The following is a 15,434-nucleotide window of genomic DNA, read 5'->3' on the forward strand; positions in this document are numbered from 1 at the left end:
GCGCTTCTTCATGAGCAACCATGACGGTTCCATCATCGCTGCACGCACGGACGAGACTCAGGAAGCACCGGCCGCGGTGATCGTCCTCGCCGCCGGCGCCGGCACCCGCATGAAGTCCCGGACCCCGAAGATCCTGCACCCCATCGGCGGCCTGTCCATGATCGGGCACGCCCTCGGGGCCGCCCGCGGCGTGCAGCCCCGCGAGCTCGCCGTCGTCGTCCGGCACGAGCGCGACCGCGTGGCCGAGCACGTCACGCAGCTGGACACCACCGCGGTGCTCGTCGACCAGGACGACGTCCCCGGCACCGGCCGCGCCGTGCAGGTGGCGCTCGAGGCCCTCGACGCGCGCTCCGGACAGCTCACCGGCACCGTCGTGGTTACCTACGGCGACGTGCCCCTGCTCACCCCCGAGACCCTCCGCGAACTCGTCGCCGTCCACCAGGGCGACGGCAACGCCGTCACCGTCCTCACCGCGCTCCTCGAGGACCCCACCGGCTACGGGCGCATCCAGCGGCACGACGACGGCACCGTGGTCGCGATCGTGGAGCACAAGGACGCCTCGCCCGAGCAGCGCGCCATCCGCGAGGTCAACTCCGGCATCTACGCATTCGACGCCGCCGTCCTCCGGGACGCGCTGACCCGCGTGGACACCGCCAACGCGCAGGGCGAGATGTACCTGACGGACGTCCTCGCGATCGCCCGTACCGCCGGCGGGCGCGTGGCCGCCGTCGTCCTCGCCGACCGCTGGCAGGTGGAGGGCGCGAACGACCGCGTGCAGCTCGCCGCGCTCGGCGCCGAACTCAACCGCCGCATCGTGGAGCGGTGGATGCTCGCCGGCGTGAGCGTCGTGGATCCGGCCTCCACGTGGATCGACACCACCGTGGTCCTCGACGAGGACGTCACCCTGCTGCCCGGCACCGCCCTCCACGGCCGGACCGTCGTGGCGCGCGACGCCGTCGTCGGCCCGGACACGAGCCTCACCGACGTCGTGATCGGCGAGGGCGCGCACGTGGTGCGCACGCACGGCAGCGGAGCGCGCATCGGCGCCGGCGCCAGCGTGGGGCCGTTCACCTACCTGCGCCCGGGCACCGTCCTCGGCGAGGAGGGCAAGATCGGCGCGTTCTACGAGACGAAGAACGTGACGATCGGCCGCGGCTCCAAGCTCTCCCACCTCGGCTACGCAGGCGACGCCGAGATCGGCGAGTACACGAACATCGGCTGCGGCAACATCACCGCCAACTACGACGGCGTCAACAAGCACCGCACGGTCATCGGCTCGCACGTCCGCACCAGCTCCAACACCGTGTTCGTGGCCCCGGTGTCGGTGGGCGACGGCGCGTACACCGGCGCAGGCGCCGTGGTCCGCAAGGACGTCCCCGCCGGCGCGCTCGCCCTGAGCGTCGCACCCCAGCGGAACATCGCCGACTGGGTGGCGGGCAAGCGCCCGGGCACGGCGGCCGCCACCGCAGCAGCCGACGCCGGCACCGATACAGGCACCACCCAGACCCCCACAGGCACCACCTCGAGCACAACCACAGAAGAGAGCACCAACGCATGAGTGAGATCACGGCACGCGGCGAGAAGAAGCTCGTCCTCGCCTCGGGACGCGCCCACCCCGAACTGGCCGAAGAGATCGCGTCGTGGCTCGGCACGGAGCTCCTTCCGGTGTCTGCCTACGACTTCGCCAACGGTGAGATCTACGTCCGCTCGGGGGAGAGCGTGCGTGGAACGGATGTCTTCGTCATCCAGGCGCACCCGGCGCCGCTGAACAACTGGCTCATGGAGCAGCTGATCATGGTCGACTCGCTCAAGCGCGCCTCGGCCAAGCGCATCACCGTCGTCTCGCCGTTCTACCCCTACGCACGCCAGGACAAGAAGGGCCGCGGCCGCGAGCCCATCTCCGCGCGCCTCGTCGCCGACCTCTACAAGACCGCCGGCGCCAACCGGCTCATGTCCGTGGACCTCCACACCTCGCAGATCCAGGGCTTCTTCGACGGACCCGTGGACCACCTCATGGCCATCCCGCTCCTGGCCGACTACATCCGGTCACGGGTCGACGCCGACAACGTCACCGTGGTGTCGCCGGACACCGGCCGCGTCCGCGTGGCCGAGCAGTGGGCCGAGCGCCTCGGCGGCGCACCGCTCGCCTTCGTGCACAAGAGCCGGGACCTCACGGTGCCGAACCAGGCCGTGTCCAAGCAGGTCGTCGGGCAGATCGAGGGACGCACCTGCGTGCTCATCGACGACATGATCGACACCGGCGGAACCATCTCCGGTGCCGTGCAGGTGCTGAAGAACGCCGGCGCGAAGGACGTCATCATCGCCGCCACCCACGCGGTGTTCTCCGACCCCGCCGCTCGCCGCCTGGCGGAGTCGGGTGCGCGCGAGGTGGTCGTCACCAACACGCTGCCCATCCCGTCCGAGAAGCGGTTCCCGCAGCTCACGGTGCTCTCCATCGCGCCGCTGATCGCCCGCGCCATCCGCGAGGTGTTCGACGACGGATCGGTCACCAGCCTGTTCGACGGCAACGCCTGACAGGAGTTCCACGCATACTGGCACGCAATCAAACACTCGTATCCCACGTATTAATTGCGGGGTTTGCAAGTAGTCTTATGGTTACTACGTGGGTGCAAAGCGAGTAGGTGGCGTGCAACTCCAGTAAGTGCTACTCGTGTAGACGTATGGAAGGCTTTCTAGGCTCGGGGGAACCGCACATTCTTTGAATCCAGGAAGTGTTCCCATGGATGCTCGAACCGCTGGCGCAAGTGTCAAACCCTCGTTATTCTCCATCTGCCGCAAGGCGGTGGCGAGATGAGCAGACTGGCCGAGGCCCCCTTCTTCGTGGGGCGGGCGGACATCGTGGCGTCGGTCGAGGAGGCACTCCTCTCGACCGGGTCCGTGGGTGCGGTCCTGGTGGGTGAGGCCGGCGTCGGCAAGACCGCCGTCATGCAGCAGGCCCTCACCGCACGGGCCGCGGACCTGCTGATCGTCCGCATCCGCGGCTCCAAGGGCTCCTACCACCAGGCATTCCGGCCGGTGAACTTCCTGCTCTCGGAACTCGACACGGACGTCGTCGACCACCCGGTCACCGTCCTGCGGGCCGTGTCCGAGCTGCTGAACTTCCAGGCCCGGGGGCGCCGCGTGGTGCTCGCGGTGGACAACATCGAGTACCTCGACCCGTCCTCCTCCTCGCTCATCACGCAGCTCGTCCTCAACGGGACCGCGAGCGTGCTGCTGACCACGCAGGACTTCACCGCCGCGGATCCCATGTTCGCCTCGCTGTGGCGGGAGGGCTCCCTCAAGCGGTTCGACCTCTCGCCCTTCACCGCCGCGGAGGCGCGGGCCTTCCTCGAAGCCGAACTCGAGGGGCCGGTCAGCGTCGAGTGCGTGCACCTGCTCCTGAGGATGAGCGGGGGCAACGCCCGCTTCCTGCAGGCCTCCACGCGGGCCCTGCGCGGACGCCGGATCGTCCGGCAGGACGGCACCTGGGTGCTCCTGCCCGGAGGCACCCCCGTCCCTGCCGAGGTCACCGAGGCCGCGATCGGCGTATTCGAGGAACTGCCCTCCGGCCAGCGCGACGTCGCCCACCTCCTGGCCCTCGCCGGCCGGCTGCCCGTCTCCGCGATGCACGGGCTCGCGGGCAGCACCGACGTCGACGCCCTCCAGTCCGCAGGCCTCGTGGTGGTCCGCCACGGCAAGCAGGAGGAGGTGGAGCTCGCCGATCCCGTGCTGGGCGCCGGCGCCGTCGAGTCCATCGCCGCGCACCGCGCCCAGGAACTGTACGGGCGGCTGGCCGAGGACACCACCCTGATCGCGGCACTCGACCCGGAGCGCCACGCCCGCTGGCTGCTGCGCTGCCACCATTCGGTGCCCGCGGGCCTGTGCCTGGCCGCCGCACAGTCGGCGAGCGACGACGGCCGCTACTGCGACGCCGTCGAGTTCACCGAGATCCAGGACCTCCACCGGTCGGACGTGGCCCTCGCGGGCGAGCGCGTCCGGGCGCTCATCGACGACGGCCGCTTCGAGGACGCAGCGAACGCCCTCTCCCTCGCTGCCCCGCTCCTGGCGGAGGCCGCGCCGGCCGACGCCGTGCGGATGCTCCTCGCCGACGCCGTCCTGCGGAACTTCCTGGGCCTGCGCGGTGCGGGGGACCCCGTCGCCGATGCGGAGGCCCGCGTCGACGCAGCCGGAGACGCAGCCGGAGACCCTGCCGGGGACACTGCAGGGGATACTGCCGGGGACACGGACGCGCTGCGCGCCGAGATCATCATCACCCGGGCCGAGCTCGCCTCCCTCGACGGCGAGTACCCGCGCTCCCGCGAACTCATGCAGTCCCTCCGGGCGGCGGCCTACCCGCTCAGCCCCGAGCAGAAGATCCGCAGCGACGCCCTCCTGTGCGAGGCGTGGGCGATGATGGAGAGCCAGCTCGAGGCCCTCCAGCTCGCGGACGACCTCGCCGACCGCCTGCAGCACGGCGGCGTGAGCCACCGGACGCGGGAGATCGCCTACCTCCGCCTCATCGCCGTGTACAGCGCGTCGGGCAGCTGGGGTTCCGGTGCCCGGCGGCTCGGCCTGGACGTCGACCACGGGGAGGCCGCGCACCGCGGGTCCTCCGTGCAGCTCGCCCTGGGACTCGTCCTGGCCCGCTACGGCCAGCCCGAGGACGCCCTGGGGCTGCTGAAGCCGGCGTTCGACCAGTTGCGGGGACGCGATCCGCACCGCCTCCTGCCCATCGCCGCGGCGTCGATCGCCTACTGCCACACCATGAACCGCAACATCCAGGACGCCATCCCGTTCCTCGTCCACGCTGAGCCCTCCGCGGGCGTGCCGTGGATGGTGCGGCGGCTCACCTCCCAGCTGCAGCTCTCCAGCCTCGGTCTGCGGGAATCGAAGACGGAGGCCGCGCAGCAGCTGCAGGCACTGGGCCAGCGGGACAGGGAGCGCGGGGCGTCGCTCTTCGAGCTCTCCGCCTTCACCACCGCCGTGCGGCTCGGCAACACCGAGGCGCTGGCCGAGCTGTCCGATGTCGCCGCCCGCGTCCAGGGGCCGTTCGCCCGGCTCAGCGAGATGTTCGCGAAGGGTGTGGGTCACCGCGATGCCGAGGTGCTCCTGCAGGCCATGGAACTCGCGGCCGCGGCCGGCGACCAGAACTTCGGCCGCGACGCCGCCCGGTCCGCGCTGAGCGCGGCGCAGGCCCTGGGCAACAAGTCCACGGTGCGCGAGGTGCAGCAGCGGGCGCGGCAGGTCCTCGTGAACGAGACCTCCGGCGGCCCGATGTCGCAGCTCGAGTCGCTCACCCCGAGGGAGAGCGAGATCGCCCAGCTCGCGGCGGGCGGCTACGCCAACCGGGAGATCGCCGATGTGATGTGCGTGTCCGTGCGGACCATCGAGGGCCACCTGTACCAGATCTACTCCAAGCTACACGTCTCTTCCCGCCTCCAGCTCGCAGAGCTGCTGCCCACCCCACTGCAGTGACGCTCCGGGAAGACGGTTCGGTCCCCCTCGTCGGGACCGAGCGCATCCTGGGTGCGATCGTCCACACACTGTCCCACCCCGATCTCCACGGGGCACTCGTCATCGGCGAGACCGGCATGGGCAAGAGCGCCATCGCGCGCCGCCTCGTGCCGATCATCGACGGCCAGCACAAGCGGTGCTTCGTGATCCGGGCGACGTCGAACCTCGCCGACGTGCCCTACGGCTCGCTCGGCGCCTACCTCTCGGACGCCGCGCCGCAGGCACTGCGCTCGTCCCTGTCCGCCCTCCGGGCGCTCGTCGCCTACCTGAGGGAGGCCTCGCAGGGCCGGGACGCCGTGGTCATCATCGACGATGCCCAGTACCTCGACGATGACAGCAGCCACATCCTCACTCAGCTCGTGGTCTCGCGGACCATCAAGGTGGTGCTCTTCTCCAACGGCATCCCGCCGCGCTCGGGCGAGCTGTTCTCCCTGTACACGGACGGGTTCATCAGCCGCGTGGACCTCACCGGGCTGTCCGACGCCGACGCCGGCAAGTTCTGCGAGAGCGTTCTCGGCGGCCCCGTGACCCGGGGGGCCGAGGCCTACTTCGCCCGCCAGAGCGCAGGGAACCCGCTGATGCTGCGCGCCCTGCTTGACCACGCCTCGGCCACGGGGGAGCTGGTGCTCCGCGACGGCGTGTGGTGCCTCACCGGACGCTTCCACCCGCCCGGCCCGCCGCTCACGGACCTCGCGAAGACCCTGCTGCAGGGGCTCAGCGAGCAGGAGCGGACGGCGTACGAGGCCGTGTCCCTCAGCGGCGGCCTGACCGCGGCACGCCTGGCGCGCCTCGTGGAGGATGCCGTGGCGCAGCAGCTGCTGCGGCGCGGGCTCCTGCGCAGCCCCGGCTCGCCCACCGGACTGCTCCGGGTGGCGCACCCCATGATGACGCGCGTGATGCGGGCGCTCGTCCCGGCCGGCCGGAGCGCCGAGCTGCGCCGGCAGGTGTTCGACGACGATGTCACGCTGCCTGCCCTGCAGGACGGGCGGATCGAGTACCTGAACTGGGCCCTCGACGCCAACGTGCCGGTCCCGGCCACGATCCTCCTCGAGGCTGCCCGGACGGCGGCCCACGTCTCCCGGCCCGAATCGGCCCTCCGGTTCGCCGGCGCCGCGAAGGCCGGGGGAGGAGACGCCGCATCGGCCGTCGAGGAGGCCCGCGTCCGGGTGACCCTGGGCGAGTATGCGGTCGCCGTCGCGATGCTCGACCAGGTGCTGGCCGGTCCGGCGCGGCCGGGCACGCTGGCCGACGCCGCGACGCTCAAGGCCCTGGCCTGTGTGCGGCGCGGTGACGATCCGGACACCCTCCACCGCATCGCGGAAGCGTGCGCGGCGCGGCTCGAGGCCGCCGGAGCGGGGAGTGCCGGCGCACCACCGCCGGAAGGCTCCATCGACGAAGCTGGCTCGGCGCCCGAGGACCTGACGCTGCTCCACCTGCTCGGCTGGGTCCTCGAAGGGCAGTTCGACACGGCCCGCACGCACCTGGAGGCCCTGGACACCTCGCTCTCCTCGCAGCAGGCCGGCCCGCCGGCCCACGTGCCGGTGCTGGTGCTCACGCTGCGCGGCATGATCGACGGCGCCCTCGGCCTCTCCGACGCGGCGCACGCCGAACTGCGGGCGGCCCTCGAGAACGTGGACAGGTCCCAGGGGCGGCTGGAGCATCTTCGGGCGCCCATCGTGGCCCAGTACGTCTCCGCCCTCATGGGGTCGGGCGACTTCTCGACCGCCACCGAGGCGATCGACGAGTACCGCCGGCAGCCGCTGGTGGATTTGAGCTACGTCAGCGGTGCCCTCCCGGTGCTGCAGGCCGTCCTGGAGGTCCGCCGCGGCAAGTACCGCGCGGCGCTGCGCATCCTCGTGCCGGCCCTGGTGTCGCTGCGGCAGGCGGACAGCGAGATGCTGCTGCCCTACGCGCTCGGTGTCGCCGCCTGGTGTGCGCATTCGCTGGGGGAGAAGGACGCCGCGGACGCCTTCGAGCAGGAGTTCAACCAGGTGCCGGGCACCGGTAGCCGCCCCATGCTGCTCGTGGCCCGCGCCTACCTCGCCGCCGCGAACTCCGGCAGCTCCGAGGACGGGCACGATCTCGATGCGCTGCGGGACCTGGCCGAGGCGGCAGGGTCGGCGCCGTTCCCGGCCTGCGAGAAGGACACCCTCGAACTACTACTGGCCCTCGGGGACACAGCACGGGCCTGGCGCCTCGCGGAGCTCGCGGACAGCTTCGAAGGGTCGGAGGCGCAGGTCCTCTCGCAGTACGCCCACGCGCTCACCGCCGCGGATCCCGACGCCCTGCTGCTGGCCGCCGATAAGGCGGAGAGCATCCAGAAGGTCCCGCTCGCCGCGGATGCCTCGGCCCGGGCCATGCGCCTGTATGCGGACAAGGGCGATGTGAGGGCACGCCGGCTCGCCCTGCGGGCCATGCGCCGGCGCCAGTCATTGCTCGAGGGCGTGCTGCCGCATGAGGAGGGCGATACGCGTACCTCCCACGAGCTGACGTCGAGGGAGCGGGAGATCGCGAAGCTCGCGGCCGAGGGTGCGACGAACCGAGCCATCGCGAGGATCCTCGTGCTGTCTACTCGCACGGTGGAGGGGCATCTCTACCGGATCTACGGGAAACTCGGCATCACCACCCGCGAGGAACTGACCGCCGAGTTCACGAACGACCAGGATCAGCGGTGAAAGCCGGCATGACCACGTAGTTTCGAGCTGTGAGTAGGTAGTGGAACAGGTATCTCCGGGTACCCGCGGGAAAAAGACAAGCCCCTCGTACTCGTGAGAGGTATGCAAGCGGTACGTAATGTTGCATGTGTTGGAGCAAGGGTGGTCCAGCAGCAGGGCTCATGCCCTCACCCGAGTGAAGGCGGGTCCCGGACTGGGGCCAGCGGCATAGGAGTCTTCTTGAGACCGAGACTTCGTCCCCAGCTGTCGCTGGCCCCTTCCTCCGGATTCAGGGCAACCTGACCAGGGCGGTACGAACGCAGAAGAAGGGCCGGAGCGAATGCTCCGGCCCTTCTTCTGCGTTCCAGGTGGTGCGAGGTGCTACTGGTTGTTACGCCTCGACGGCGCGACGGCGGGCAACAACGATGCTGCCGGCACCCAGGCCGAGTGCACCGATGCCGGCGGCGCCCCAGAGGACCATCGCGGAATCGATACCGGTGTTGGCGAGGCCGCCCTTGCCGGTGGCCGAGGTGGTGCCGGAAGTGGTCCCACCCGTCGTACCGCCGGTGGTGCCACCGACAGCGTTCGCGGTGTCGACGACGACGGTAGCCGTGATCGGAGCGGCAGGCGTTCCGTCAGCTGCAGCGGCGGACAGCGTGTAGGTGCCTTCCTCGGTCAGCTTCACCGAGTAGGAGAATCCGCCCTTGGCGTCAGCAGTGGTGGTGTCGGTGAGGACGATCTGGTTGAGGACGATCAGACCGCCGCGAGCCGAAGCCGCTCCACCGGCGCCGAAGCCGGCAGCTGCAGGGGTTCCAGCGGTGCGGTCGACGGAGATGTTGAGCAGCTCACCGGGGGTGAAGTAGCCAGCGGGGCCTGAGAAGACGATGGTCTCGCCCGGAGCGGCAGCGGGATCGCTGACGGTGCCGGTAGGAGCGGTGAGGTAGTTGGTGTTCGGAGCGGCCTGTGCCGCACCTGCTCCGAGAAGTGCGAATGTACCGGCGATGGCCAGGACGGAGGCGGTCTTGCGCATGATGGCTCCCCAAAAGGCTGAAAGTGAGACGGGTGAAAAACTGTGAAGTGACCGGGCTTTCGTTCCCCAAGAGCCCTGAGCCGACTTTCCAGACCCTATAGCAATCGCGCCGATTACTCGAACCGGCGCTCATGTTACTTGGACTTGGAAAAGCTACTACTTGAAACCTACCAAGAAAGAGCAGGTAGTGGAAGATTCAAGACTGTCCTGCTCGAGATGTAACGCAGTGTTCATCTGGGCGGTTCGCGAAGCTTGAGCCCCGGCCCTCAGTCGCAAGACTGCAGGCCTTCTGCCGGCAGGATCACGTCAGCGGGGTCCTGCACCGTGGGGGTCACATCGAGGACTGGCTCTGTCTCCTGGACCACCTTCGAGAAGTCCATTTCGAGGGTCGTAGTCTCGCCTGGGCCGAGCTCGGTGGTAAGGATGCCTACTGGCCTGTTCCCATGGAGGAAGGAGCCGATGGGTGTATCCGTTCCGTTGATCCGCGCCCGCTGTAGTACCGACTGGGCAGGGCCGTAGCTCACCGTATTGGTCCTCACCCGTCCTGGGTCGATACCGAACACTCCAGCGCCGGTCACATACTCGGGCAGGCTCGTCGCCGCGTCCGCCGGCGCGGTATTCGCCAGGCTGATTCGGACGGTGTACTGCGAGTACCCGTCACCAACGCAGCTCTTCACGAGCTGGACGGTGCGGCGCACGTAGTAGTCCATCTTCGCGCCAGTGCCGTCATTGAAATACACACCGAAGGCAGCTCCGCCTACCGCGGGCCCGAGCGCGGCTCCGGCGAGGTCGGTCTGGCCAAGAAGCTCCTGCTCCTCGGACGAAGCGGACCACAGGTAGAGCCGCCCCTGGTCGGCGCTCGTCACCAGAGCTTCGATGAGTTGCGTGCCATCTCCCTGGGAGTTGGTCAGAGCACCGAACACCTTCCCCGCGACAGCTGCGAAGTACGCGTCCTGCAAAGCCGGTTCCTTGATCTGCGCGTAGACGTCCGAGAGGAGGGTGGGCACCACGTTGGTGGAATCAAGCGAGGTGGGTAGTTGCGTCTCGGAAAGCAGGGAACCGATCGTTGCATCACCGAAAGTGCCGAGTTCCACCGGTCCGGTGGCCCACAGGATATTGGCCAATACCACCGGGTCCAGTGCAATGACGCCGTCAATACGCGAGTCCGGATGGCGGTCCTGCCACATCCTTTGTGCGGTGGAGGCGGCGGTTGGGAAATCGGGGGTGAGGTTGACGCTCTGCATGAACGTGGCCATCCGATTTGAATAGATCTTCTCCTGCTCGGGGTCCACGTCGAGTGGGGGGTTGAACCGACCCAGTTCCCCGGCACTGCCCTGGTCAGTGAGGGAGATTCGACCGTCCTCGACAGTTAGGACGGCCAATGCTCCGGAGATGCCGCCCGTCGCACGAACTTCGGCGCTGTTCTGCACCAGCACCAAATAGTTGCGGGGGCTGTCCGCACCAAGCATGGCGGGCAGAAGCTGACCGGCGCGGGAAGAGTCGTTTAGAGGCCCTCGCACGTCATCGAGCCGCTCAACTGCGTCCTGAATCGGCCCGGCGATTTGCGGTAGAAGCGCCGATCGGTCGATTCCATTGAGGCGACCGTAGGACAGGTCGACCGTGGTAGCAGCGGCGGAAAGCGTGGGGGCAATTTCAGCCAAGGGAGCGGTATCGATGCGCCCCTCGACGGGGGTGAGCGCGTCCCAATCCAGAGCGGCGATTTTATCCACCATGGGCGCGATCGCCCGGTTGACGATGTCGTCAGCCGAAGCTGTTACTTCGGAGACAGCGCTGAAATTCTGGCCGACAAATGGGAGGATGCCAGCGGCTTTCCACACCGGGTCGGTACCGGCTGCACGAGCTGCATTGGTGTGCTCTGTCAGTTCAGCCGACACGGCTTTGGCTCGGCCGGTGTCACGAGCAACGACAGCCTCCTGCAGATCGGGCAGTAGGGACATACTGCTCTCGAGATGACTGCGCACTTGCTGCGCACGGTGCGCCAGCCACCCACCGGCAGCCACAAGCAGTACCAGCACAATGATGGCGCTCGCCACGAGCGCACGGGAGCCCTTGCGGCGAACGCCCTCTTGCGCTCGCGCGATCCTTGGAGGTTGCGTCGACGCCTCGGAGCTCGCGGACCCAGCGTTGATGGAGTATCCGTCAGTCATGCAAAAGTCCTTCGTGCAGTGGGCGTGAGACCAGGGGAATGTAATGGCAGGTCAGAAGGCGCCGTGGCGGCCAATGACGGCTTTGAAGGTGCGCAACAGGATGGCCAGGTCACCGAGGAACGACCAGTTCTCTACGTAGTACAGGTCGAGCCGAACGGTCTCGTCCCAGGAAAGAAGTGATCGTCCACTGACCTGCCACAGTCCGGTCATTCCAGGACGCACCAGGAGTCGTCGATGTGCGCGAATGTCATAACGCTCCACTTCGGCTGCCAAGGGAGGACGCGGACCCACGAGGGACATGGAGCCACCGAGAACATTGAACAGCTGTGGCAGTTCGTCGAGGCTGAACTTGCGCAGGACTCGACCAACGCGAGTGACACGGGGGTCGTTCTTCAGCTTGAACAGCACCGCGTTGCCCTCGTGGTTCTCCCTGAGCTGCTCAAGCTTCGCCTCCGCGTCCACCTCCATGGAGCGAAACTTGTACATCTCGAAGCGCTCACCTGCAGTTCCTACACGTTCCTGACGAAACAGGACGGGCCCCGGAGAATCGAACCTCACGATCAGGGCGATAGCGGCAAGAAGCGGAGAGGCCGCGAGGATGATCAGGGCGGCGCCGATGATGTCGGTCGTCCGCTTGACGAAGCGCTGACCTTTTTCCAGATTCGGTGTGGAAACGTGGATCAAGGGGAGGCCGGCAACCGGCCGGGTATGTATACGTGGTCCTGCGACATCGGTAAGCGCAGGCGCCATGATGAGGCGGATGTTGAGGTCTGCGAGCGCCCAGCCGAGCGCCCGGATCGTTTCGGGGGCCAATTGCATACTGCTCGAGAGCGCTACGGCATCAGGCCCGAACGATTTAATGTCGGACATGATGTCATCGGCCTCGACGGCCCTACCAACAACTTGCAGATCCAGGTGCTCAGCAGTGCTCGCGCCTGGTTCGACTCCCGGAAGGTAGGCCCCCACTGGGAGATAGCCGGCCATCGGTTGCGCTCGGAGTGAGTTCGCCAGGTGCTGCGCCCCGCTGGAGCTACCGACAACCAGAACGCGCAGAGAACTGTTGCCCCGCTCGCGTTCGATATGAAGGAAGCGACGGACGATGACGCGTGACAGCAGGAGCATGATGAGGCCGGCTGGCAAAGCGACGCCGACATACCCGCGCGCGGTGTCGAACTGCAGCGCATAGCTGACGATGGCTACGAGCCCGAAAAGAATCAGTGAGGCACTGACGACCCGCTTGTACTCCTCCGTGCCGTGTCCGAGTACGGTAGGCTCCCTGCTGCCGCGGAGCGACAACATTACCCACCAGCCGGCTGCGAGCACGAGGGACAAGATCACGTAGGGCTGTTCACGTGCGCTCAGTCGCTCAGCTTCTGGAACCCCAAAACGGATCACGAGCGCTCCGACCGTTGCCCACAGCACGACAGCGGCATCCACAACGGCCAGACGCCTGCCATAGCGCTGAGTCCACCCAGCATTCTGTTTGATCTCCGACACAGTTCCCCGTACCCGTACCTGTACCCCGGAGCACGTCGCCTACAAGCGACATGCTGATTATTTGGTTTGAGACGGAACCCCGAAGATCCGCTCATCGAAGTCAGAGGGAGCATCCTTATTGGATCGTCGGGTGACTGGTGAAGCATCGTCCATAGTGGACGGTTTCACCGAATCGTACGAATAGTAGCTGTATGCGTAAGCATCAGGCCCCTTGCTAGGAAGGAGGTTGATGACGACGCCGAGCAGGTCAGCGCTCACCATGTCCAGGTTCCCAAGTGACTTCTGCAGGTCCGGCAGCCTCACCTTGGACGAGCCGATGACCAACACGACTCCACCTACCTGCTGCGCAAGTACTGCTGCATCGGTGACTGGAAGGAGGGGAGGAGCATCGATGATGACCGCGTCGAACTTCTGCTCAAGCCGAGTAATAAGCTGCTTCATGGCGTCAGATCCCAGCAATTCACTGGGATTCGGTGGGATCTGCCCAGCTGTCAGGATGTACAGCTCGTCCGCCCCCCAAGGCTGAAGCAGATCCTCAACGTCGGCTCGGCCAATCAAAGCTGTGGTAAGTCCTGCATTCCGCTCGAGCCCCAGGTATTCATCCACGCGAGGGCGCCGCAAGTCAGCATCTACGAGTACTACTGACTGGCCGCCCTGAGCGATCGCGATCGCAAGGTTTGTGGCAGTCGTGCTTTTGCCTTCCCCAGGCAATGAAGACGTGACCAGGACCGCTTTGGACTTGTGGCTTACATGCGCAAACTGCAGGTTGGTGCGAATCTGTCGGAACGACTCGGCGCGAGGGCTCTGGGCCGGGGCCTGCGTCAACAGCGGTTTTTTCTGTGCGTCGCTGTCGAAAGAGATGCCACCAAGAAGCGGAGCGTCACTGACCCGGCGAAGGTCAGATTCACCTCGCACCCTGGTATCGAGCATCGTCCGCAACACCGCGACGCCCACGCCCACGGCAAGCCCTACAAGGAGCCCTAGCACGATGTTCAAACGTGTGTTTGGCGCTGAGGACTCAGAGGGCGCAGTCGCGGGTGTAATCACAGTTAGATTGACGGGTGAAGTTCCACCCTCGGCGGGGCTCTCGAGCCCTCCTACCGACTCTACGAGGCTGTCCGCAGTCGCCTGCGCAATAGCGGCCGCCTGCACAGGCGACGTATCATCCACAGAGATCGTGATAATGACGGTGTTGAGGTCAGCGGTGGCAGTCACCTTACGCGCCAGTTCAGCCGCCGTGATGTCCAGGCCCAACGACTCAACGACCGGCTGAAGTACGAGCGGCTCAGCCACCGTTTCTACGTAGGACTGCACACGTGCTTGCGTGAAGGTGTTGCCCTGTTGCAGATCTTGTACGCTTCCCGAACTTTGAATCGCTACGAACAGCTTTGTCTCAGCGGTGTAGGTCGGACGGATGGCGAAGGAAGCAACGGCTCCAACGATTAGGCCGACGACGGCACAGACGAGGATCAGCAGCCAGTTGCGACGCAGGATCCGAAGATAGTCGTTCAGCTCCAAAGGAGACCTCTCTAGATGCTTGTTGTGCTACGAAGCCAACAGGCAACGCAACCGAAGTGCCACTGAGGCAGGGTTATTGGAAGTTTTCAGCCGCGCAGGCTGGACTGGTTTGAGCGATACCAGTCGACTGTATTCTTCACGCCGTCCTCGAGATTAATCTTTGCGGTCCATCCCGCCTCGGCCAGTTTGGACACATCGAGCAACTTCTGGGGCGTTCCGTCCGGCTTGCTGGTATCCCACTTCATGCTGCCCTCGTAGCCCACCGCCGAAGCCACAGTCTCCGCTAGTTCCCTGATAGTCACGTCGCTTCCGGTTCCCACGTTGACCTGGGCGGGACCGTCGTAATGCTCCAAGAGGTGAAGGCAGGCAGCGGCCATGTCGTCGACGTGAAGGAATTCGCGTCGAGGAGACCCTGTGCCCCAGTTCGTGACAGTCTCGCTACCACTTCGCGCTGCTTCGTCATACCGACGGATGAGCGCAGGTAAGACGTGTGATCCTTCCGGCGAGAAGTTGTCGCCAGGTCCGTACAGGTTGGTAGGCATTGCCGAAATCCATGGGAGTCCATACTGACGACGGACAGCCTGAACGTGCATGATTCCAGCAATTTTGGCAATCGCATAGGCATCGTTGGTCGGTTCAAGGTGCCCAGTGAGCAAAGAGTCTTCCCGAATGGGCTGCGGCGCAAGCTTGGGGTAGATGCAAGAGGACCCGAGGAAGAGAACCCGCTCCACATTGTGCTCACGGGCCGCGTCGAGCACGTTCACCTGGATTTGGAGGTTCTCCGTGAGGAAGTCCACCGGGAAAGTGTTGTTGGCCATGATGCCGCCGACCTTTGCGGCAGCCAGTACCAGATAGCGGGGCTGCACATCCGCAATGTAGTCGAAGACCGCCGTGCGATCTTTCAGATCCAAATCGGAGGACGTCTGTCCGTGAAGGGCAGTGAACCCCTCCGACTCAAGCCTGCGCCAAATCGCGGACCCGACAAGCCCTCGGTGACCTGCGACGTAGAAGGGAGCGTCTCGATCGAGAGGCCCAGGTTGGAAATCTGTCATG

9 protein-coding genes are annotated in these 15,434 nt (G+C 66.5%); 4 read left to right on the plus strand and 5 right to left on the minus strand.

All coding sequences use genetic code 11. The features are described from left to right. The first annotated feature begins 10 nt into the window (after positions 1-10). The 4 genes from glmU (at position 11) to V6S67_RS04920 (ending at position 8,189) form a co-directional block, all read left to right on the plus strand. On the plus strand, positions 11-1,558 hold the full coding sequence (gene glmU, locus V6S67_RS04905; RefSeq protein ID WP_334209179.1) for a bifunctional UDP-N-acetylglucosamine diphosphorylase/glucosamine-1-phosphate N-acetyltransferase GlmU: 1,548 nt from the start codon (positions 11-13) through the stop codon (positions 1,556-1,558). Next, a complete protein-coding gene (locus V6S67_RS04910; protein WP_334209180.1) occupies positions 1,555-2,535 on the plus strand; it encodes a ribose-phosphate diphosphokinase in 981 nt (326 codons plus the stop codon). The genes glmU and V6S67_RS04910 overlap by 4 nt, the downstream gene beginning before the upstream one ends. A 276-nt stretch (positions 2,536-2,811) precedes the next feature. Further along, a complete protein-coding gene (locus tag V6S67_RS04915; RefSeq protein ID WP_334209181.1) occupies positions 2,812-5,475 on the plus strand; it encodes a LuxR C-terminal-related transcriptional regulator in 2,664 nt (887 codons plus the stop codon). After that, positions 5,472-8,189: a helix-turn-helix transcriptional regulator gene (locus V6S67_RS04920; protein ID WP_334209182.1), complete on the plus strand. Its 2,718-nt coding sequence runs from the start codon at positions 5,472-5,474 to the stop codon at positions 8,187-8,189. Before V6S67_RS04915 ends, V6S67_RS04920 begins: the two co-directional genes overlap by 4 nt. Before the next feature lie 370 nt (positions 8,190-8,559). On the opposite strand, the gene V6S67_RS04925 is transcribed toward V6S67_RS04920, so the two are convergent. The 5 genes from V6S67_RS04925 to V6S67_RS04945 all read right to left on the minus strand — a co-directional run bounded on the left by V6S67_RS04925 (position 8,560) and on the right by V6S67_RS04945 (position 15,433). Continuing rightward, a complete protein-coding gene (locus V6S67_RS04925; RefSeq protein WP_334209183.1) occupies positions 8,560-9,198 on the minus strand; it encodes an LPXTG cell wall anchor domain-containing protein in 639 nt (212 codons plus the stop codon). A 266-nt stretch (positions 9,199-9,464) separates the two neighbouring features. After that, complete coding sequence (locus tag V6S67_RS04930; RefSeq protein WP_334209184.1) at positions 9,465-11,366, minus strand: DUF4012 domain-containing protein; 1,902 nt, start codon at positions 11,364-11,366, stop codon at positions 9,465-9,467. A 51-nt stretch (positions 11,367-11,417) separates the two neighbouring features. Continuing rightward, positions 11,418-12,863 carry a sugar transferase gene (locus tag V6S67_RS04935; RefSeq protein ID WP_334209185.1) on the minus strand — a complete coding sequence of 482 codons (1,446 nt, stop codon included), beginning with the start codon at positions 12,861-12,863 and terminating at the stop codon, positions 11,418-11,420. Between the two features lie 57 nt (positions 12,864-12,920). Continuing rightward, positions 12,921-14,381, minus strand: a complete 1,461-nt coding sequence (locus V6S67_RS04940) for a polysaccharide biosynthesis tyrosine autokinase (protein WP_334209186.1) — start codon at positions 14,379-14,381, stop codon at positions 12,921-12,923. 86 nt (positions 14,382-14,467) lie between these two features. Beyond that, positions 14,468-15,433 (minus strand): GDP-L-fucose synthase family protein, encoded by a 966-nt coding sequence (locus V6S67_RS04945; RefSeq protein ID WP_334209187.1) that lies wholly within the window; start codon positions 15,431-15,433, stop codon positions 14,468-14,470. Between the last annotated feature and the right edge of the window lies 1 nt (position 15,434).

The sequence above is a fragment of the Arthrobacter sp. Soc17.1.1.1 genome (assembly GCF_036867195.1).
Taxonomy (GTDB): Bacteria; Actinomycetota; Actinomycetes; order Actinomycetales; family Micrococcaceae; genus Arthrobacter_D.